18 protein-coding genes, 1 rRNA gene and 1 riboswitch are annotated in these 19,854 nt (G+C 54.7%); of the genes, 17 read left to right on the forward strand and 2 right to left on the reverse strand.

Annotated features, from left to right (window positions below; genetic code table 11):
- Positions 1–65: 65 nt before the first annotated feature.
- From rrf to MKX51_RS01660, 5 genes are all read left to right on the forward strand, one after another.
- A 5S ribosomal RNA gene (rrf, locus tag MKX51_RS01640) occupies positions 66–182 on the forward strand.
- Positions 183–411: 229 nt separating this feature from the next.
- Positions 412–1,158 carry an acyl-[acyl-carrier-protein] thioesterase gene (locus MKX51_RS01645; RefSeq protein WP_340990955.1) on the forward strand — a complete coding sequence of 249 codons (747 nt, stop codon included), beginning with the start codon at positions 412–414 and terminating at the stop codon, positions 1,156–1,158.
- A 186-nt stretch (positions 1,159–1,344) separates the two neighbouring features.
- Positions 1,345–1,905, forward strand: coding sequence for an RNA polymerase sigma factor (locus tag MKX51_RS01650; protein WP_340990956.1), 561 nt, complete (start codon positions 1,345–1,347; stop codon positions 1,903–1,905).
- Positions 1,880–3,013 (forward strand): DUF4179 domain-containing protein, encoded by a 1,134-nt coding sequence (locus MKX51_RS01655; protein ID WP_340990957.1) that lies wholly within the window; start codon positions 1,880–1,882, stop codon positions 3,011–3,013. Before MKX51_RS01650 ends, MKX51_RS01655 begins: the two co-directional genes overlap by 26 nt.
- Before the next feature lie 240 nt (positions 3,014–3,253).
- A complete protein-coding gene (locus tag MKX51_RS01660; protein WP_340990958.1) occupies positions 3,254–3,517 on the forward strand; it encodes a hypothetical protein in 264 nt (87 codons plus the stop codon).
- On the opposite strand, the gene MKX51_RS01665 is transcribed toward MKX51_RS01660, so the two are convergent.
- Positions 3,518–4,423, reverse strand: coding sequence for an AraC family transcriptional regulator (locus MKX51_RS01665; RefSeq protein WP_340990959.1), 906 nt, complete (start codon positions 4,421–4,423; stop codon positions 3,518–3,520).
- Between the two features lie 19 nt (positions 4,424–4,442).
- Positions 4,443–4,841 carry a tRNA (N6-threonylcarbamoyladenosine(37)-N6)-methyltransferase TrmO gene (tsaA, locus tag MKX51_RS01670; protein WP_340990960.1) on the reverse strand — a complete coding sequence of 133 codons (399 nt, stop codon included), beginning with the start codon at positions 4,839–4,841 and terminating at the stop codon, positions 4,443–4,445.
- Between the two features lie 174 nt (positions 4,842–5,015).
- Between tsaA and MKX51_RS01675 the strand changes: the two genes are divergently transcribed.
- The 12 genes from MKX51_RS01675 (at position 5,016) to purF (ending at position 19,363) form a co-directional block, all read left to right on the forward strand.
- Entirely contained in the window at positions 5,016–7,154 is a 2,139-nt protein-coding gene (locus MKX51_RS01675) for a DNA topoisomerase III (protein ID WP_340990961.1), read from the forward strand.
- A 248-nt stretch (positions 7,155–7,402) separates the two neighbouring features.
- On the forward strand, positions 7,403–8,650 hold the full coding sequence (locus MKX51_RS01680; protein ID WP_340990962.1) for an MFS transporter: 1,248 nt from the start codon (positions 7,403–7,405) through the stop codon (positions 8,648–8,650).
- Between the two features lie 79 nt (positions 8,651–8,729).
- On the forward strand, positions 8,730–8,993 hold the full coding sequence (locus MKX51_RS01685) for a DUF1294 domain-containing protein (protein WP_036693313.1): 264 nt from the start codon (positions 8,730–8,732) through the stop codon (positions 8,991–8,993).
- A gap of 50 nt (positions 8,994–9,043) precedes the next feature.
- A complete protein-coding gene (locus MKX51_RS01690) occupies positions 9,044–9,478 on the forward strand; it encodes a universal stress protein (RefSeq protein ID WP_340944376.1) in 435 nt (144 codons plus the stop codon).
- A 245-nt stretch (positions 9,479–9,723) separates the two neighbouring features.
- A riboswitch (purine riboswitch) is annotated at positions 9,724–9,825 on the forward strand.
- Positions 9,826–10,068: 243 nt separating this feature from the next.
- On the forward strand, positions 10,069–10,554 hold the full coding sequence (gene purE, locus MKX51_RS01695) for a 5-(carboxyamino)imidazole ribonucleotide mutase (protein ID WP_340944374.1): 486 nt from the start codon (positions 10,069–10,071) through the stop codon (positions 10,552–10,554).
- Between the two features lie 137 nt (positions 10,555–10,691).
- Positions 10,692–11,924 carry a 5-(carboxyamino)imidazole ribonucleotide synthase gene (gene purK / locus MKX51_RS01700; protein WP_445322050.1) on the forward strand — a complete coding sequence of 411 codons (1,233 nt, stop codon included), beginning with the start codon at positions 10,692–10,694 and terminating at the stop codon, positions 11,922–11,924.
- A gap of 6 nt (positions 11,925–11,930) precedes the next feature.
- A complete protein-coding gene (purB, locus tag MKX51_RS01705; RefSeq protein ID WP_340990964.1) occupies positions 11,931–13,226 on the forward strand; it encodes an adenylosuccinate lyase in 1,296 nt (431 codons plus the stop codon).
- 317 nt (positions 13,227–13,543) lie between these two features.
- Positions 13,544–14,434: a phosphoribosylaminoimidazolesuccinocarboxamide synthase gene (locus tag MKX51_RS01710; RefSeq protein ID WP_340944372.1), complete on the forward strand. Its 891-nt coding sequence runs from the start codon at positions 13,544–13,546 to the stop codon at positions 14,432–14,434.
- A gap of 283 nt (positions 14,435–14,717) precedes the next feature.
- Positions 14,718–14,963: a phosphoribosylformylglycinamidine synthase subunit PurS gene (gene purS / locus MKX51_RS01715; protein ID WP_019913657.1), complete on the forward strand. Its 246-nt coding sequence runs from the start codon at positions 14,718–14,720 to the stop codon at positions 14,961–14,963.
- Between the two features lie 5 nt (positions 14,964–14,968).
- Complete coding sequence (gene purQ / locus MKX51_RS01720; protein ID WP_238653883.1) at positions 14,969–15,658, forward strand: phosphoribosylformylglycinamidine synthase subunit PurQ; 690 nt, start codon at positions 14,969–14,971, stop codon at positions 15,656–15,658.
- Complete coding sequence (gene purL / locus MKX51_RS01725) at positions 15,636–17,882, forward strand: phosphoribosylformylglycinamidine synthase subunit PurL (protein ID WP_340990965.1); 2,247 nt, start codon at positions 15,636–15,638, stop codon at positions 17,880–17,882. The genes purQ and purL overlap by 23 nt, the downstream gene beginning before the upstream one ends.
- Positions 17,867–19,363 (forward strand): amidophosphoribosyltransferase, encoded by a 1,497-nt coding sequence (purF, locus tag MKX51_RS01730; RefSeq protein WP_340944370.1) that lies wholly within the window; start codon positions 17,867–17,869, stop codon positions 19,361–19,363. The genes purL and purF overlap by 16 nt, the downstream gene beginning before the upstream one ends.
- Positions 19,364–19,854: the final 491 nt, after the last annotated feature.

The raw sequence follows: 19,854 nt of genomic DNA on the forward strand, positions 1-19,854 counted from the left end.
GTCCTTTCTGGGGACAGATATTTTCTCGCAGCGATTTCGAGAAGCGGAAGCTTCGAAAAATCATGTTTGGTGGCGATAGCGGAGGGGTTCCACACGTACCCATCCCGAACACGACCGTTAAGCCCTCCAGCGCCGATGGTACTTGGACCGAAGGGTCCTGGGAGAGTAGGACGTTGCCAAGCACACAAGACCACTGTTGATTCTCAGACAGTGGTCTTTTTGTATTTTCAGGGAAGCCTTGTGGACAGCTTGTGAGTAGACTTCAGGTCTTCTTACAAGTGACGCATAGTTATACACATGTGGATAGATTTAGTTTTTTTGATACTTCTCCCCAAATGATGTGGATATCCGTTAGAATAATGTGGATAGGTACCGAGAATTGGGGATAGACAGGTGAAGGAGCTAAAAGTTATGGACAAGCATAGCAGCTTTTTGTGGACAGAGCAGTTCAGGGTTCAGGCAAGTGACACGGATTACCGGTCAAGGGGCAAGCTCTCCTTCCTGCTGGATATTATGCAGCGTGCTGCGGATTCTGCTGTAAGCAGTCTGGGGCTAAGTATGGAGAGTATGCTCAAGGCGGGAATGGGCTGGATGATCATCACCCTTGATCTGAATCTGCAGCGTCTGCCGTCGCCGGGTGAGCTTCTTGATGTGCATACCTGGAGTAAAGGAAACAAAGGACCGCTCTGGCAGCGGGATTACCGGATCTATGATAGCCAAGGTGTAGAGCTTGCTTCGGCGCGCTCGATCTGGGCCCTTGTGGATATCGGGAAGCGGAAAATTCTGCGTCCATCGGCTTTGCCTATTGTTGTCGAGCCGTATGTAGAGGATTCCGTAGGAAGTCTGCCGGATAAAGTAATTATTCCATCCGAACTCCCCTTGCAGGAGGCTTACCGTTATCAGGTCAGATATAGCGGGCTGGATAACAACAAACATCTTAACAATGCCCGATATGCAGATTTATGCTGTGATGCACTGGCACTGGAGGAGTGGGAGGAGTTAGAGCTTATGGGACTTCATATTACCTATACCCAGGAAGCCAAGTATGCTGAGGAGATTAGTGTTATGCGATCTTCTCTAACTGAAGAAGGTGTATATGTGCGAGGGCAAGGCGGGGAACGGGTATTTTTTGAGGCTTGCTTGAAGCTTAGAAGATAGATTGATGTCTGAGAGAGAGACTTACATAGCGTTAAATCCAGACAGTGGCTCGAATTTCAGGGGAACTGTCTTTTGTCATATTTGCTACTTCCTTAGTTGTCACAAATACACAATTGGCATTCGTTATACAGGTGTAAAAGGAAAGTGGAGGTGATTCTTTTGGAGCAAGGCAACCCCGGGGGCCCAATGAATCCAAATAAGATTGAAGAAGCCATTCATCAGATACATGCAGGAGACAGGGAAGCGTTCTCAACAATAATTAAGGAGTATGAAAAAAAGATTTACACGTATTGCTACTATCTCCTAAGGAGCCGTGAAGAAGCAGAGGATGCTGTGCAGGATATATTCGTTAAGGTGTATCAGCAGCTTGGGCGTTATGAACGGCGGGTTTCTTTTTCGGCCTGGCTATATAAGGTGGCTTATCATCATTGTCTGGACCAGCTTCGCAGGCGTAAGCGACGCAGCCGGTTGCTGTCTCTGTATAAGCTGCAACTGATGACGAATCAACAAGCGTTGCCGGAGGATTCGCCGGTAGACCGGATTTTTGAAAATCTCACTTCGGAAGAGCGGGGGCTATTAATCCTTCGTGTCATTGAACAATACAGCTTCGAAGAGATCTCAATGATTACCGGAAGCAGTTCGGCGGCGCTGCGCAAAAAATATGAACGGCTCCGTAAAAAACTGATTCAGCAAAAAGCGGGTGAAAGGGGAGGGTGTGCTCATGGAGAAGTGGCAGAATCAAACTGAGAAGCAAATGCTGGAACGTATTCGCAGCAGCGTTGGAAGAGTAGAGCTTCCTGTAGATAGCTATAATGAGCAGATTATGAACCGGATCGAACATTTGGAGACCAGAGGAGGAAGCAAATTGCTTAAAAAGACATTAGCAGCCGCAAGTATAGCCGTAATGATCGGGTTAGGTACAGTAGCAGCAGGTTTCATCTCCCCGGTATGGGCCGATACATTGAGTCAATTGCCCGTGTTCAGCAGTATATTCAAGCACACGGAGAACCCGGGTTTGAAATTGGCGGCGGAACAGGGGCTGACTACTTCTCCTAATATGAGCGTTACCAAGGATGGAGTGACGTTAAGTGTTACGGAGGTATTTTATGATGGAATTCAGCTGGCCATTGGTTTTGAAAGAACTGGAGTAACAGATGAGCGGGTACTTGCAGAGATTACAAATTATAAAACTCATGAATTCGATCAGTCGACAAAAGGGCTGTTGGGTCTGCCGGTGGTTACTCTGGCGTCAGGAGAGCCTATCGGCTTCGGTTCTTCTATCACAGGTGATGTAAAAGGACAACCGAACACCCTCTTATTGGAGCTTAGAGAACTGCACAATGCTTCGGCTCTCGGAGACGAATTCAAGGTGAATATCCGCGTACCGGTTGCCCAGATCGCCGAGCCGTTTGAGTTCGAGGTAACAGCGAAGAAGCTTGCGGAGGGAATCATCAACCTTACCCCGGGCCAGGGAGCGAGCAAAGACTCCTTCCATTATAAAGTAAAGAGTCTGGACATCACGCCTGCTGCCATGAGGATGATCATCACCAGTGAAGGGGAAGTGCCTGCATCACCGGAGCAGACAGGGGAATATGGTCCAACGGAGGTATTCTATGAGCTTGTGGATGATGCCGGTAATGTAGCTACTTCCGGTCAGGGATATGCCTTGAGGAAGGCCGTTCAGCATCCTATTGTGGATAGTCTGTACAATCTCTTCCCGCAACCACCCAAGACGATTACGGTCAGACCGTATACATTCACTTTGGATAATGAGCTGAAGCTCTTGTTGGATGCTAATGGGAAACCGATGAGAACTTATCATAAGGATCTTGAGAGCACTATAGTGATTCCATGAACCCGCGAACCGTGAAAACGGGAATGGGTAAGATAGGCTGAGTCTGGCCCGTGTCTGCTGTGCAGATGCGGGCTTTTTTGGTTTTTTATGTTTTGGGGTCCCCGCAAAGTACCTAAGTCATCATCGAAGCTAAAGCCCCGCTTTGTGGGGTTATCTTGCTGATTAGGAAATTATGATTTACATCCGATGCGGATAAGTTGTGCATAAAGTTGGGGGGAAGTGTCTTGGAGCATCGGCAGGATGAAAATATTCTGGATCAGTAATTGGAATGACTTCGCTGATTTCACCGAACAGCCGGATAGGGTCGAAAAACCGACTACATTCGGTGCGGCAGAGGCGTGTGAGCCGGATATGGTCGAAAAACCGACTACATTCGGTGCGGCAGAGGCGTGTAGGCCGGATATGGTCGAAAAACCGACTACATTCGGTGCGGCAGAGGTGTGTGGGCCGAATGTGATCGAAAAACCGATCACAATGGGGATGCCGCAGGCATTTTGTTCCTGATTAGAGCAGCGTTAACGGAATGTAGATTTCACTTATAGAGTCCTGATGGTGGGGGCCTAGATAGTCTTGGCCGTAGTATTCAAATTCATAAGAGAGGTTCAGGCGGTAATCGGTTCTCGGCAGAAAAACGCCATAGATATATTTGTAGGTGGCAGATACTTCTGCGGATGGTCCTGTATGCTTAAATCTGAGATAACGTGCTGGAGGCAGTGTGTGAATGGGTAGATTGTGGCTTGTTTGTTCGCAGCTCGACTGAACGATAGTGCCGTCACGTACAGATGCCGGGGTATTCAACTCGCAGGCAATGTGAAAGGAGATTCCCTGGTCCTCATAGTTATCCGGCCAATAGCCTAGCTGATAATATTGTTCTGGAAGCTTGCGGTCCGGGATAGCGGAAAGGCTGCTGAACAACTGCTCCCATGCTGATCCGATGACCGACTGATCTTGCGTAACGGTAATGAATGGCCCCTGAAGCCTGATTTCACCAAGCTCAATCAGGTCAGGAGAGGCGCCCTTCTGGTCTGACCAATGTGGTAAATCAGCCGGCTGTAAGGGGTGAAGCAGCAGAGGGATGTCCGGGTTAGACTTGTGGCGGATATGGGTGGGAGTAGTGTGCAGCAGTCTTTTGAAGGCCCGGGTGAAGGTCTCGTAATCATTATAAGCATAGTCCAATGAGATCTCTTGAAAGGTCCGCTCGGGTCTGCCAAGAATCTCCCTGGCCGCCTCGGAAATCCTGCGTCTTGCAATATAGTCGCCCGGGGTGAACCCTGTAACCCCTTGAAACAGGCGGATGAAGTGGAACAAGGAATACCCAGTCTCTTTGGAGAGGTCCCGAACAGACAGCGGCTGCTTCAGATTCGATTCAATATATTGGGTGGCCTGCAGAATAAGCTGGCTGTTCTTCATGAAGTCCTCTCCTCTATGGTTACTCTACAGTCCACTCCCCCCATGAGGCAGCCCACTCGGGCACTCTAACCTGATAGACACGGTCGGTGGAAGGGAAATAAGCTTTGATATCAAGTACAGGTGTTCCTTGATAGGCATCCAGTCCGCTGACCTCCACAATTCCCTGATCAAGATCGACGGATATAATACGGGCAACTGTAAGTCCAATCGGATTAGGGCGGACCGGTGACCGGGTCGCAAAAACACCACTGACCGGCGCATTATAGGGAGGCTCGATCTGCGTAGTTTCCCGGAAGCAATCTTCTGCAAACTCATGAATCCACCACAGGATCTGGCAGTGGCTGAAAGCATCTAACCCCTTCAAGGCAGGTCTGTATTCGGGTCTAATCTCAAGTCGCAGGTTCTGCGGTGTTCCCATTACTACTCCTACTGGTATAATATTATACAATTCTGAGGCGGGCATTGGCTGTGACTCCTTTCGGCTGGGGGATGATTCTAGTCTAGCTGAAGTGGAGGGAATTCGGCCTGATGATAATTGCGGACTTGTATGTCATGTTATAATAGGTTGTTGATGACAGGAGGGGTTTGGACGATGAAGGTATTAGTATTGGCAGAGAAGCCGTCGGTGGCCCGTGAGATTGCGCGGGTGCTGGGCTGTGGGAATAAACAGAAGAGTTATATGGAAGGTCCGAAATATGTGGTGACCTGGGCGCTGGGGCATCTGGTGGGCCTGGCTGAGCCTGAGGACTATAACAATAAATATGCAACCTGGGCGCTGGAGGATCTGCCGATTCTTCCAGAGAAGGCCAAGCTGAAGGTGCTGCGCGAGACCAGCCAGCAGTATAAGGCTGTGCAGCAGCTGATGAAACGGCAGGATATCGAAGAGCTGATCGTAGCAACGGATGCGGCGCGTGAGGGTGAGTTGCTGGCGCGCTGGATTATGAATATGGCTGGCTGGAAAAAGCCGTTCCGGCGGCTGTGGATCTCTTCGCAGACGGATAAGGCGATTAAGGAAGGATTCGCTTCGCTCCGGCCTGGACGGGATTTCGACCGGCTGTATGAATCTGCCCGCTGCCGTGCTGAGGCGGATTGGATGATCGGGCTGAATGTGACCCGGGCCTTAACCTGCAAGTTCGGCGCGCCGCTCTCTGCGGGGCGTGTGCAGACACCTACCTTAGGAATGATTATGGACCGGGAGAATGAGATTACCGGCTTCCGTTCCCAGGAATATGATCTGCTGACTGGGGATTTCGGGAATTTCCAGGCGGGATGGCGCGCGCAGGGCGGGGATGGACGGATTTTTGATAGAGAGAAGACAGGAGTTCTTAAAGATAAGCTTACAGGCCGCAACGGAAGGATTACTAAGGTCCTGAAGAGTGAGAAAAGCGAGCCTCATCCGCTGGCTTACGATCTGACTGAGCTGCAGCGGGATGCCAACCGCAAATTCGGCTTCTCGGCCAAGCAGACCTCAAGTGTGCTCCAGAAGCTGTATGAACAGCATAAGCTGGTCACTTATCCGCGTACAGACAGCCGTTATCTGACCGCTGATATGACGGGTACGCTAAAAGAAAGACTCGACAGCGTGGCTGTAGGTCCGTATGTAGCTCTCGCCAGACCGCTGCTGCGGAAGCCGCTGCCAATCACAAAGCGGATTGTCGATGACAGCAAGGTCAGCGATCACCACGCGATTATTCCGACCGAGCAGACGGTGCTGCTCAATCTGTTGAGTACGGAAGAGCGGAAGCTCTACGATCTGATCGTACGGCGGTTCATTAGCCTGTTCTATCCTCCGGCCCGTTATGACGCCGTAGCTGTGACGGTAACCGTCGATGGTGAAAGCTTCTATGTGAAGGGAACTACCGTCAAGGATGCAGGCTGGCGTGAGGTATACGGCGGAGATATGAGCCAGGATGACGAAGAGGAGAATGCGGGGGATGAACCCGCAGCAGGCAGTGTGAAGCTGCCGGAGCTGCGGGAAGGCGATAGCGTGAAGCTTGCGCGCTGCATCATCAAGCCGGGACGGACTCAGCCGCCGAAGCGTTATAATGAAGCGACGCTGCTGACGCAGATGGAGAAGCATGGGCTGGGGACACCGGCCACCCGTGCGGATATCATTGAGAAGCTGGTCAGCTCGGATACGATTGAACGGCAGGGCAATCTGCTGCATCCGACTGGCAAGGGCAAGCAATTGATTGAACTGGTCTCGGGACAGCTGCGTACACCGGAGCTGACGGCACGCTGGGAAGCAGAGCTGGAGAGAATTGCGCGCGGGCAGGGGCGCCCGGAGCCGTTCCTGCAGGGTATCCGGAGTATGGCCCAGGAGCTGGTGTCCGGGGTGAAGAACAGTGGAGCGGAATACAAGCCGCATAATGTCTCTAACAGCCATTGTCCGGAGTGTGGAACAAGGATGTTAGAGAAGAAGACCAAACGCGGCAAGCTGCTGGTCTGTCCGAAGGAGGACTGCGGCTACACGCGGGCGGGCGAGAAGCAGTTGTCGAACCGCCGCTGCCCGCAGTGCCATAAGAAGATGGAGATGAAGGAGGGCAAGGCCGGGAAGTATGTGCAGTGCCTCGGCTGCGGAATTACAGAGACGATGGATAAGGATCACAAGCATATCAACAAACGCGAGCAGCAGAAGCTGGTTCAGCAGTACAGCAAGACGGAAAGTGCCGGTAACAATCTTGGCGACCTGTTGAAGGCGGCGATGGAAGCGAAGCAGAAGGGCAAGTAGTCCAAGCAGCTGGAAGGCCGTACAACTGGGCAAGCTAACCTGATGTGGGATAGAGCTGTTAGGTGGATGCGCTCATGAGTGAAAGACTAGGTGACAAAGAAAGGCCCCTAATAAGACTGCCGGGATATACCGGTGGTCTTGTTGCGGCTTAAGGACTATTCAAGGGACGGCAGATATGCTTTACTGTAGAAGATTGATACGGGGTCAGGCGTTAGGGCTCCGGTAAATAGAGTGGGGCGGGTGGAGAAGTGGCGGCGGCTGAAGGTTTAGCGGGTGTGGAGAAAGCGGCAGAGGCTCCGGGTACGAAGGGGAGCAGCCGGTTGTATTTTCTGGTGATTGTCTTTATGTTCTGGTTCTCTTCATATATCTATGTTCCTGTGCTCTCGCCTTATGTGGAGCATCTGGGAGCTTCTTATGTCATGGTAGGAGCGGTGCTTGGGATATACGGCCTGATGCAGATTCTGTTCCGGCTGCCGATAGGGATGGGTTCAGATGTGCTTAACCGGCGGCGGCCGTTCATTTATCTGGGACTGATTGCAAGCGGAGCGAGCTGTCTGCTGTTCCTGGCAGGGGCACATCCGGGTTGGGCGCTGGCGGCGCGGGCGGTCTCGGGGATAGCAGCATCGGCGTGGGTCGTGTACTCGGTGATGTTCGCAGGGTATTTTCCGAAAGAAGAGGCGGGCAGGGCTATGGGGATGCTCCAGTTCACCACGGTGATTGCCCAGTTGACCAGCATGATGATCAGCGGCTATATCGTAGACCACTTCGGCTGGAATACCCCGTTCATCATCGGAGGGGTTGTGGCGGTGGCCGCGATGCTGCTGGTCGTCCGTCTTCCGGAGCAACAGCTGGAGAAGCGTGCAGCGATTAAGCTCAAGGATCTGGCCGGTGTCGTGAAGGAGCCGCTGCTGGTAAAAGTATCGCTGTTATCAGTGCTGGCCCATTGTGTGCTGTTCATTACAATGTTCGGCTACACGCCGAATCAGGCGCTCTATATTGGCGCGAGCAAGGGGAGTCTCGGCTGGCTGACGCTGGCTTTTATGCTGCCTCATGCGGTAGCGACCCTCTATGGAGCGCGGCTGTTCGGCCGGTGGCTGGGCGACCGGGGGACGCTGATGCTGGGTTTTGCCGGAAGTGCGGTGTTCACGCTGCTCATTCCTTCGATGCCCACGCTTGCGGCGTTATGCATAACACAGATCGGGAACGGCTTCATGCAGGGCCTGATCTTCCCGCTCCTGCTGGGTAAATCGGTCTCCGGGGTAGCTCCGTTCAAGCGGGCGACGGCGATGGGCTTCTATCAGGCGGTGTATGCGATCGGCATGTCCGGCGGTCCTTTTGTGGCGGGATGGATGAGTGCGGCGTATGGCCTGCGCGGAGGCTTCTGGCTGGGCGCCATTGCAGCGGTGCTTGCGGCGGTGCTGTCCTGGTTCTGGATCAGGGAAGCCGGAGCCGCAGGCGGGCGGAGCAAGAAAGAGCGGCGGTTGCAGGGCCGGTGATGTGAGGTTATTGGTTTTTTGCCGGAAAGGGTAATATAATAGAGAGCAGAGTAGGATGCTAGGAGGAGGGGCCGGAAGGATGGTCAAGGTGGTATTGCTGTGGTTCGCGCTGATCAACATTATCGGGTATGTCGTGATGTCGGAAGACAAGAACAAGGCCCGGAAAAGACGGGATCGGGTGCCGGAGAAAACACTGTTTCTGCTGGCGTTCATGGGCGGTGCGCTGGGTGTGCTGATTGCCATGTACCGCAAACGCCACAAGACAAGGCATACTTCCTTCAGACTCGGAATTCCGCTGCTGCTGCTGCTGAATATGGTGCTGTATGGATATTTTTTGAGGTAAGCCGCTTAAGGGCTTGGTAATGATGTAAATAATAGAAAGAGGTGGCGTATATGTTATTCTCTAAAATTCTGCTTGCCTATGACGGTTCAAAGGCTTCGAATCAGGCTCTGGAACGGGCGATTGAGCTGGCTAAGGTAACGCCAGGGTCCTCCCTGTACGTCGTACACGCATTTGAATTCCCGCGATTCTTCATCGGGGAAGCTCTCGCGCCTCTGCCGGCATCGGTGAACAAGGATTATTATGACCTCGCGGTCCAGACTACGGATGAAGTGAAAAGCCGGCTGGAAGCCGAAGGTCTGAATGCTACGGTAGAATTGCTGCAGGGATCGCCTGCGGAAATTATTCTGAATTATGCCAAAGAGCAGAATGCAGATGTGATCGTAATCGGCAGCCGGGGGCTGGGCGGTATCCGGGAATTCGTTCTGGGCAGCGTCAGCCATAATGTGGTGCAAAGTGCGCGCATTCCGGTGCTGGTTGTTAAATAATAGGGAATTTAGTAGAGGGACGCTGCGGCGTTCCCCTTTTTTTAGGAGATATTTATATGTTTTGGGGTCCCCGCAAAGTACCTGAGTTATCTTCGAGGCTAAGCTCCACTTTGTGGGGTTATTTTAATACGAGGATGGGCGGATTAGCGGGAATAAGATTTTCAATCAAGCCCAAAAGCGAACATTATACAGACATGATATGACAATGTTCGTGTTTAAGTTGACATGATGTGTAGGGCGTTGTTAAACTGAATCTATGAAGAGCTCGTATAAAACCGGGGATAGGGCCCGGAAGTTTCTACCCGGTAACCGTAAATTGCCGGACTACGAGGAAATAGGATAACTGGAACGGCAGCAGATAGCCTCCCCGCAGACCGGGGCGGTGTTCCTGCATTCTCCTGTCTGTAAGGACGGGGACTGTGCAGCTGCCAGGCGGTTATCACCTGATTCCTTAGTAGTCCGGGTCCACCCGCAGCAGAATGCGTCTGGAGTCCGGGCTATTTTTCTCGGTCAACGCGGGAATTGGCAGGAAACGGGACACACTGAAATCAGAGAAATCTCTATAACGGAAATGGAAGGCTGGGTGAACGATGTCTGTGCAAGTAGGTGTCATTATGGGCAGCAAATCGGACTATGAAACGATGAGGCATACCTGTGAAGTGCTGGAGGAGCTGGATATAGCTTATGAGAAAAAGGTTGTCTCCGCACACCGCACACCGGATCTGATGTTCCGTTATGCCGAAGAGGCAGCGGAGCGCGGCTTGCGGGTTATTATCGCCGGAGCGGGCGGCGCGGCGCATCTGCCGGGTATGGTGGCTGCGAAGACCACGCTGCCGGTCATCGGTGTACCTGTGCAGTCTAAGGCCTTGAACGGCATGGATTCGCTGCTGTCTATTGTGCAGATGCCTGCGGGCATCCCTGTAGCGACGGTAGCAATTGGCCGCGCCGGAGCGATCAATGCGGGACTGCTGGCGGCGCAGATCATCGGCGCCTTCGAGCCGGAGGTGGCGGACAGGGTGCAGCTGCGGCGCGAGGCGACTCAGCAAGAGGTGCTGGAAAGCAGCGAGAGCCTATGAGCCCGGAGGAGCTGAAGGCCGGGGGATTGGAGAGCGGCCCAGAGCGCGCTATGAAGGCTGAGGGCGAAGCGGAAGGTGCCGGAGCTGGACGAATGGTAAAGGCTGAAGGCGAAGCGGAAGGTGCTGGAGCTGGACGAATGGTAAAGGCTGAAGGCGAAGCGATAGCTGCCGGGGCTGAAGCACAGCGGGAAGAGACCGGGGCACAGTTGCCACGGACGCTGTTGCCCGGCGCAACGATCGGCGTGCTCGGCGGCGGGCAGCTTGGGCGCATGCTGGCGTTGTCCGGCAGCGCCATGGGCTACCGCTTCGTGGCGCTGGACCCGGCAAAGGATGCGCCGTGCGGGCAGGTGACGCCGCAGATCACTGCGGCGTATAACGACCGGGACGCCGCGCGTGAGCTGGCGCGGCGCTCGGACGTCATCACGTACGAGTTCGAGAACGTGGATGCGGGCGTAGCCGCGCTGCTGACGGAGGAGTCGTACGTGCCGCAGGGCAGCGCGCTGCTGTATACGACGCAGCACCGGCTGCGCGAGAAGGCGGCCATCGAGGCAGCGGGCGTGCCCGTTGCCCCGTACCGCAAGGTTGGCAGCCTGGCGGAGCTGGAAGCGGCGGCTGCCGACCTGGGCCTGCCCTGTGTGCTGAAGACAGCCACAGGAGGGTATGACGGCAAGGGACAAGCCGTCATCCGCAGGCCGGAAGAGCTGGCCGCAGCGTTCCGGCGAGTCGCGCCGGGTGCGCAAGCAGATGTACCGGAGCTGGTGCTGGAGAAATTCATCGCCTTCCAGTGCGAGATTTCGGTCATCGCCGCCCGGAGCGCCTCGGGGGAGGTCAAGAGCTTCCCGCCCGCCGAGAACATTCACGTGAACAATATCCTGCATCTCTCCATTGTTCCTGCAAGGGTGCCAGAGGAGATTCAGCGGCGGGCCTGTGAGCTGGCCGAGCGGATTGTGTCCGGCATGAATGCCGTCGGGCTGCTGGCGGTAGAGATGTTCGTGACGGAGGACGGAGAGCTGTTCGTCAATGAGCTGGCCCCGCGTCCGCATAACTCCGGCCATTACACGATGGATGCCTGCGTGACCTCGCAGTTCGAGCAGCACGTGCGGGCGATCTGCAATCTGCCGCTCGGCGATACGAAGCTGCTGACTCCTGTAGTGATGGTGAATGTACTCGGCGAGCATCTGGACGGAGCCGTTCAGGCAGCCTGCCGTGCGAATGAAGAAGTGAGCAGGCTTGGAGTATCACCCAAGCTTCATATATATGGTAAGACCGAGAGCAAGACCGGCCGCAAGATGGGCCATATCAACCTGCTCTGCAAGGACACCGGAGACGGATTGTCCTGGGTAGAGCAAACTAACCTTTGGAGGAACTGACAAGCTATGATTGAACGTTACAGCAGACCTGAGATGCGGGCCATATGGACCGAAGAGAATAAATTCAACGCGTGGCTGGAGGTTGAGATTTGCGCCTGTGAGGCGTGGGCCGAACTGGGAGTGATCCCGCATGAGGATGCCGCGAAGCTGCGTAAGGATGCCAAATTCGATATCGCGCGGATTGATGAGATTGAACTGGAAACGCGCCATGATGTGATTGCTTTTACCCGTGCCGTATCCGAGAGTCTTGGCTCAGAGCGCAAATGGGTGCATTACGGACTAACCTCGACAGATGTGGTCGATACGGCGCTGGGTTACCTGCTGCGTCAGGCCAACGAGATTCTGGAGCAGGATATTATCCGGTTCATTGAGATTCTAAAAGACAAAGCCATCGCCTACAAGGATACCCCGATGATGGGCCGTACTCATGGCGTACATGCCGAGCCAACAACATTCGGCCTGAAGATGGCGCTGTGGTATGAGGAAATGAAGCGGAACCTGGAGCGTTTCCGTCATGCCGCCAATGGCGTACAATTCGGCAAAATCTCCGGGGCGGTCGGCACCTATGCCAACATCGACCCGTTCGTGGAAGAATTCGTCTGCCGCAAGCTGGGCACCAGCCCGGCACCAATCTCCACCCAGACGCTGCAGCGTGACCGTCATGCAGAGTATATGGCGGCGCTGGCACTGGTTGCTACTTCCCTCGACAAGTTCGCTACCGAGATCCGCGCTTTGCAGAAGAGTGAGATCCGCGAGGTAGAGGAGGCTTTTGCCAAGGGTCAAAAGGGTTCATCCGCTATGCCGCACAAGCGTAACCCGATTGGCTGCGAGAACATCTCCGGCCTGTCGCGCGTCATCCGCGGCCATATGATGACAGCTTACGAGAACGTGTCGCTGTGGCATGAGCGCGATATTTCGCATTCTTCCGTAGAACGGATCATCCTGCCGGATGCGACCATGCTGCTGAACTATATGCTGAACCGCTTCGGCAATATCGTGAAGAACCTGACCGTATTCCCTGAGAATATGAAGCGCAACATGAACCGTACCTTCGGCGTTCCGTTCTCCGGCCGTATTCTGACGAAGCTGATCGACAAGGGCTTCAGCCGCGAGCAGGCGTACGACACTGTTCAGCCGCGTGCGATGCAGGCCTGGGAGGAGCAGACCCAGTTCCGTGACATCGTGGAAGCAACCCCGGAGATCACGGCCGTGCTTAGCGCAGAAGAGATCGAGGATGCGTTCAATCCTTCCTGGCATCTGAAGCATGTGGACACCATCTTCCGCAAGCTGGAACTAATCTAATCTTTAAAAATAGTAAGTCAGTGGTGAACTGATGAGCTGGAGAAGAGTTGGGCGTGCGGTGGGGGCAGTAGTTGTTCTGGAGCGTAAGCGACAGGGGGACACGATTAGACATTGGGGTTAAAGGAGGAACGGAGAGGAATTTTGGAACTGGAGAAGCGTTAGCGTTCGCCTTTATGTTTGGATTTTCACCGCCCAGCGGTCCAAATCAAGAAATTCAAACATAACAGCGATCGGAAGTCCAAAACTTCCCGCAGTGACCCTATTAACCCGAAGGAATAATTATGTAGCAAGATCATTTGTTCAAGGGAGGAAAGGTCATGACATCATCGGCCGTATCCACTGCCGTGGAACTTGTAAATGCGCCGCTGCTCTACAAAGGCAAGGTTCGTGAGCTGTATGATTTGGGGGATGAGGTACTGATCGTGGTGACAGACCGCATCTCTGCCTTCGACTATGTGCTGGACCCGGCGGTGCCGGATAAGGGCAATGTGCTCAACCGGCTCAGCGCCTTCTGGTTCGGCCAGACCCGGGAGCTGATCGAGAACCATGTGGTGCATATCGAGGTGGACAAGCTCGGGGATATTGTGAAGGACCGTGAAGCGCTGAAGAACCGGATCATGGTCGTCCGCAAAGCCGAGCGGATTGATATCGAATGTGTCGTGCGCGGCTGCATTACCGGCGGCGGCTGGCGGCAGTATCAGGAGACCGGCAAGGTGAACGGAATCGTGCTTCCTAAGGGACTGCACAAGAATGCAGTGCTGGCCGAACCGATTTTCACACCGGCAGCCAAAAATGATGTCGGCCATGATGAGGATATCCCTTTTGAGCAGATGCAGGAGCAGATCGGCGCAGAGCTTGCGCTGGAGCTGAAGGAGAAGAGCCTGAAGCTGTTCGCTTTTGCCAGAGCCTATTGTGAAGAACGCGGCATCATCCTCGCCGATTGCAAATTCGAGTTCGGTCTGCTGGACGGTAAGGTGATTCTGATCGATGAGATTTTCACGCCGGATGCTTCCCGCTTCTGGGCCAAGGACAAGTACGCACTAGATATCGAGATCGACAGCATGGATAAGGAGCCGGTCCGCACGTACCTGTCAGCCTCCTCCTGGGACAAGAACAGTAAGCCGGACCCGTTGCCGCCTGAGGTGGTTGAAGAGACGTCGCGCCGGTATCTGGATATCTATCACCGCCTGACCGGGAAGTCGTTATAGATTATCGTATGATCCTATTCTGAACAGCTGCAGCCAACTTTAATTGCATTCTCTACAGTTATTTTGCCCGAAAAAGAGGCCATTTGCTGTTTAATTGTATCCGGTACAACTAAACATTAGCGGGATGACCTGAAACGCAGATGTCCGTAGAAATAGCTGTATGAAATGCAACTAAGGCTAATTTTGCAGGGAATATTGAGAATATAGCTGTACATTATGCAGTTAAGCAAGCTGCCATTAAGCCCAATTCAGTTCATTAAATTCTAGGAGGAACTACAAGCGTATGTTAAAAGCGACAGTCTACGTCACCATCAAGAAAAGCGTGCTCGACCCTCAGGGAGTTGCCGTGCAGGGCGCCCTGCATTCCGTTGGATTCCAGGAAGTTGAAAGTCTGCGGATCGGCAAATATATGGAGCTGACCTTGGATACCGATAACCGCGCAGAAGCGGAAGGACGCCTGAAGGAAATGTGCGAGAAGCTGCTGGCCAACACGGTGATCGAGGATTACCGCTACGAATTGGAGGACTAAACGTCATGAAATTTGCGGTACTTGTCTTTCCAGGCTCCAATTGTGACATTGACTGCTACAAGGCAGTAGAAGACAGTCTTGGCGAACCAGTAGATTATGTATGGCATACAGCGACAGACCTGTCGGCGTATGACTGCATCCTTGTACCTGGCGGCTTCTCTTATGGTGACTATCTGCGCTGCGGCGCAATCTCCCGGTTCGCTCCGGTAATGGCTGAAGTGGCTAAGGCGGCAGAGCAGGGCAAATTCGTGCTTGGTATCTGCAACGGGTTCCAGATTCTGACCGAGGCGGGGCTCCTGCCGGGCGCGCTGCGCCGCAACATGTCGATGAAGTTCCGTTGTCATGACACGGTGCTTAAGGTCGTTAATAACACAACCCCGTTTACTATTGACTATGCGAAGGATGAAGAGATCGTCATTCCGATCGCGCATGGCGAAGGCAATTATTATTGTGATGAAGAGACGCTCGCAGAGCTGCAAGCAAATAATCAGATCGTATTCACCTACAGTGACAACCCGAACGGTTCGGTGGCTGATATTGCCGGAGTCAGTAATAGGGCGGGCAATGTAGTCGGCATGATGCCTCACCCGGAGCGTGCAGCCAATAGCCTGCTGGGCTCGGAAGACGGCAAACGGATGTTCACATCCATTCTCAAGACATGGAGGGATCGTTATGACGCAGCAAGTATCCGCTAAGGAGCCGACCGCAGAGCAGATCGCGGAGCAGAAAATCTACAGTCAGTTCGGTGTATCAGACAGCGAATATGAGCTCATTACCTCCTTCATGGGACGTAAACCCAACTATACAGAAATCGGTGTGTTCAGCGTCATGTGGTCTGAGCACTGTGCATATAAGAACTCCAAGCCGCTGCTGAGCCGCTTCCCGACAAGCGGGCCGAAGGTGCTGATGGGACCGGGCGAAGGCGCGGGCATCGTGGACATCGGTGATAACCAGGCCGTTGTCTTCAAAATCGAAAGCCACAACCATCCGTCGGCAGTAGAGCCTTATCAGGGCGCGGCGACCGGGGTGGGCGGGATTATCCGCGATATTTTCTCCATGGGAGCAAGACCGGTGGCGCTGCTGAACTCCCTGCGGTTCGGGAAGCTTGAGAGCGACCGGGTTAAATATCTGTTCGAGCATGTTGTGTCCGGGATCGCAGGCTACGGCAACTGTATCGGCATCCCTACCGTCGGCGGGGAAATTATGTTCGACAACAGCTATGACGGCAATCCGCTGGTGAACGCAATGTGTGTCGGTCTGATTGACCATGATAAAATCCAGCGCGGTGTCGCCAAAGGGGTAGGTAACCCCGTGTTCTACGTAGGTCCGCCTACTGGCCGTGACGGCATTCATGGTGCGACCTTCGCCTCTGTGGAGCTTAGTGAAGAATCCGAAGCTAAGAAAACAGCAGTTCAGGTCGGCGATCCGTTCATGGAGAAGCTGGTAATGGAATCCTGTCTGGAGCTGATCGACAGCGGCATCGTCCTCGGCATTCAGGATATGGGCGCAGCCGGACTGACCTGCTCCAGCGCGGAAATGGCGAGCAAGGCGGGTAATGGTCTGGAGCTGTATCTGGATCAGGTGCCGCAGCGTGAAGACGGGATGACCCCGTATGAAATGATGCTCTCGGAATCGCAGGAGCGGATGCTGTTCGTGGTGGAGCCTAAGGATGAGGCGCAGGCGCAGGAGATTTTTGACCGCTGGGGCGTGATCTGCCGCAAGGTGGGGAAGGTGACCGATGACGGCCGCCTGAAGCTGTTCCATCACGGCGAAGTGGTCGGTGATATGCCGGTGAAGGCGCTGGTAGATGAATGTCCGATTTATAACAAACCGTCTGCCGTTCCTGCTTACTATGAGGAGAATGCCTCTATTGATACACTTCGTTATGAGGAAGTGACTGATCTGGGCGGCGCGCTGCGTACAGTATTGGGCTCACCTACTGTAGCCAGCAAGGCTTGGGTATACAACCAATACGATTATATGGTCCGCACCAGTACGGCTGTTCGTCCGGGTTCCGATGCGGCTGTAGTAACTATCCACGGTACACGTAAGGGGCTGGCGATGACTACGGACTGTAATGGCCGTTACGTCTATCTCGACCCAGAAGTGGGCGGACGCATTGCTGTTAGCGAAGCGGCGCGCAATATCGTGTGCTCCGGTGCCCAGCCGCTGGCGATAACGGACAACCTGAACTTCGGCAGCCCGGAGAAGCCGGAGATCTTCTGGCAGATGGAGCGTGCGGTAGACGGTATGGCGGAAGCCTGCCGGGTGCTGGATACGCCGGTTATCGGCGGGAATGTCAGTCTGTACAATGAGAATGCTTCGGGAGCTATCTACCCGACACCGGTTGTCGGTATGGTAGGGCTCATTGAAGATACCGATCATATTACAACCCAGGCCTTCAAGCAGGAAGGCGATGCTGTATTGCTGCTTGGCGTGACGAAGGCAGAGCTGGGCGGCAGTGAATTCCAGTATGCCGTTCACGGAGTGACTGAAGGCCGTCCACCGGAGCTGGACTTGGCTACAGAGCGCAAGCTGCTGGATGCCGTACTTGCTACAATCCGCAGCGGTCTGGTCCGCTCGGCGCATGACTTGTCGGAAGGCGGTCTGGCCGGAGCACTGGCAGAGAGCTGTATCAGCGGCGGGATCGGCGCGAATATTGAGCTGTCTGCCGGCGGATTGCGCCCGGATGTGGCGCTGTTCAGCGAGAGCCAGTCCCGTATCCTACTGACTTCGGCACCTGACCGTGCAGAAGAGCTGAAGGCTGCAGTAGCCGCTTACGGCGTACCTGTTGAGATCATTGGAACCGTTGGCGGGGACCGCCTGCGTGTTGATCTGGACGGATCGGCTGCACTGGATGAAGCCGTTACTGAACTCAAGACCATTTGGGAGGATGCTATTCCATGTCTTATGAAATAAAGACCGGGAACAAGCAGGAAGCCCCTATCCTGTGGACCGGCGACTTTTACAACGAAGGAACGGGCTCGGGAGATATTTTTGACACATTAAAAGAGGAATGCGGTGTCTTCGGAGTCTTCGGACACCCGGAAGCCGCTTCCATGTCCTATTACGGCCTGCACGCTCTGCAGCACCGGGGAGAAGAGAGCGCGGGCATCTGCGTGGCGGATGGACGCGACTTCAACTACCACCGCGGCATGGGCCTGGTGAAGGAAGTGTTCGACAAAGACAAGATTGCTTCGCTGGTGGGAGACATGTCCATCGGGCATGTACGGTACTCGACCAGCGGAGACAGCCGGCTGACCAATGCGCAGCCGCTGGTCTTCAAATACCGTGACGGCGATCTGGCGATTGCCACGAACGGCAATATCGTTAACGAACCGCTGATCCGCAAGCAGCTGGAGCAGGGCGGCTCGATTTTCCAGACGACCAGTGATACCGAGGTGCTGGCGCATCTGATTGCGCGTTCGCAGAAGGATTTTGTCGAAGCAACCAAGGATGCCCTGTCGCAGCTGGTCGGCGGCTTTGCCTTCCTCTTGATGACCAATGACAAGCTGATTGTCGCATCAGACACCCACGGACTCCGTCCGCTCGTGATGGGCCGTCTGGGCGAAGCCTATGTCTTCGCTTCCGAGTCGTGTGCGCTTGAAGTCATCGGTGCCCAGCTGGTGCGTGATATTGAACCGGGTGAACTGTTGGTGCTCGATAAGGATGGCTTCCGCGAAGACCGCTTCGCCGAGCCTAAGCGCAAAGCGCTGTGCGCGATGGAGTACATCTACTTCGCCCGCCCGGACAGCGACTTGAACGGCTCCAACCTGCACTCCGCGCGCAAGCGGATGGGCAGCCGGATGGCGCTCGAAGCCTTCGTGGATGCGGATATTGTCACCGGCGTGCCGGATTCCAGTATCTCCGCCGCCATCGGCTATGCCGAGCAGACGGGCATCCCGTACGAGCTGGGGCTGATCAAGAACAAATATACCGGCCGCACGTTCATCCAGCCCAGCCAGGAGCTGCGTGAGCAGGGCGTGAAGATGAAGCTCAGCGCGGTACGCCGCGTCGTGGAAGGCCAGCGCGTAGTGATGATCGACGATTCCATCGTGCGCGGCACCACCTCGCGCCGGATCGTCAACCTGCTGCGCGAAGCCGGAGCCGTAGAGGTCCACGTGCGGATTACCTCGCCGCCGTTCAAGAATCCATGCTTCTATGGCATTGATACACCCGACCGCCGCGAGCTGATTGCCTCGTATAAGAGCATCGCCGAGATGTGCGAGGAGATCAACGCCGATTCTCTGGCGTTCCTCTCGCCCGACGGACTGATCCAGTCCATCGGCGGCTATAATAGTGACGACTACAAAGGCGGTCTATGCCTGTCCTGCTTCGACAATGATTACCCGACACAGGTGGATTTCGGCGGGGAAGAGAAGGACGGATGCTCGTGTTAACATCTGGTGCCCATCCCCCTAAGTCCCCCTTACAAAGGGGGATTCCGGAGGGCGCTGCCCTCCGGCCACCCGAAAGTTTGGTGTGAGGAGTTTGCTCTAAACTTGCTAAGAGGGCGTGGGTGCGGGTGCCCGCTTTGTCCCTGTGTGCTGCGCACGGACGGGACACGCTTCACGGCGCTGCCCCCCCGGCGGCTTGCGGTCCGCCGGGCCCTCTGGCTCCAGAATCTGCCCTGTTTGCTGCGCAAATCCGGAGATTCTGTTGCCCCAGGGACCGCACGGCTTCGCCCCGTGCGGGGAGTGCCCCAGACCCTGTCCTGTTTGCTGTCGCAAAATCGGAGGCTCTGTCGCGCTAGGGACCGCACGGCTTCGCCCCGTGCGTGGAGAGCTCCCGCCCCTGTCCTGTTTGCTATCGCAAAGTCGGAGGCTCTGTCGCCCCAGAGACCGCACGGCTTCGCCCCGTGCGGGGAAGTGCCCCAGACCCTGTCCTGTTT

Source organism: Paenibacillus sp. FSL M7-0420 (genome assembly GCF_038002345.1).
GTDB lineage: Bacteria > Bacillota > Bacilli > Paenibacillales > Paenibacillaceae > Paenibacillus_AQ.

Coding starts and splice junctions, on each gene's coding strand:
- MKX51_RS01710 (WP_340944372.1), top strand. CDS start 13,544: ATGACATCATCGGCCGTATCCACTGCCGTGGAACTTGTAAATGCGCCG.
- purB (WP_340990964.1), top strand. CDS start 11,931: ATGATTGAACGTTACAGCAGACCTGAGATGCGGGCCATATGGACCGAA.
- MKX51_RS01675 (WP_340990961.1), top strand. CDS start 5,016: ATGAAGGTATTAGTATTGGCAGAGAAGCCGTCGGTGGCCCGTGAGATT.
- MKX51_RS01645 (WP_340990955.1), top strand. CDS start 412: ATGGACAAGCATAGCAGCTTTTTGTGGACAGAGCAGTTCAGGGTTCAG.
- purL (WP_340990965.1), top strand. CDS start 15,636: ATGACGCAGCAAGTATCCGCTAAGGAGCCGACCGCAGAGCAGATCGCG.
- MKX51_RS01650 (WP_340990956.1), top strand. CDS start 1,345: ATGAATCCAAATAAGATTGAAGAAGCCATTCATCAGATACATGCAGGA.
- purS (WP_019913657.1), top strand. CDS start 14,718: ATGTTAAAAGCGACAGTCTACGTCACCATCAAGAAAAGCGTGCTCGAC.
- MKX51_RS01685 (WP_036693313.1), top strand. CDS start 8,730: ATGGTCAAGGTGGTATTGCTGTGGTTCGCGCTGATCAACATTATCGGG.
- tsaA (WP_340990960.1), bottom strand. CDS start 4,841: ATGGGAACACCGCAGAACCTGCGACTTGAGATTAGACCCGAATACAGA.
- MKX51_RS01655 (WP_340990957.1), top strand. CDS start 1,880: ATGGAGAAGTGGCAGAATCAAACTGAGAAGCAAATGCTGGAACGTATT.
- MKX51_RS01690 (WP_340944376.1), top strand. CDS start 9,044: ATGTTATTCTCTAAAATTCTGCTTGCCTATGACGGTTCAAAGGCTTCG.
- MKX51_RS01660 (WP_340990958.1), top strand. CDS start 3,254: ATGAAAATATTCTGGATCAGTAATTGGAATGACTTCGCTGATTTCACC.
- purQ (WP_238653883.1), top strand. CDS start 14,969: ATGAAATTTGCGGTACTTGTCTTTCCAGGCTCCAATTGTGACATTGAC.
- purK (WP_445322050.1), top strand. CDS start 10,692: ATGGTAAAGGCTGAAGGCGAAGCGATAGCTGCCGGGGCTGAAGCACAG.
- purE (WP_340944374.1), top strand. CDS start 10,069: ATGTCTGTGCAAGTAGGTGTCATTATGGGCAGCAAATCGGACTATGAA.
- MKX51_RS01665 (WP_340990959.1), bottom strand. CDS start 4,423: ATGAAGAACAGCCAGCTTATTCTGCAGGCCACCCAATATATTGAATCG.
- purF (WP_340944370.1), top strand. CDS start 17,867: ATGTCTTATGAAATAAAGACCGGGAACAAGCAGGAAGCCCCTATCCTG.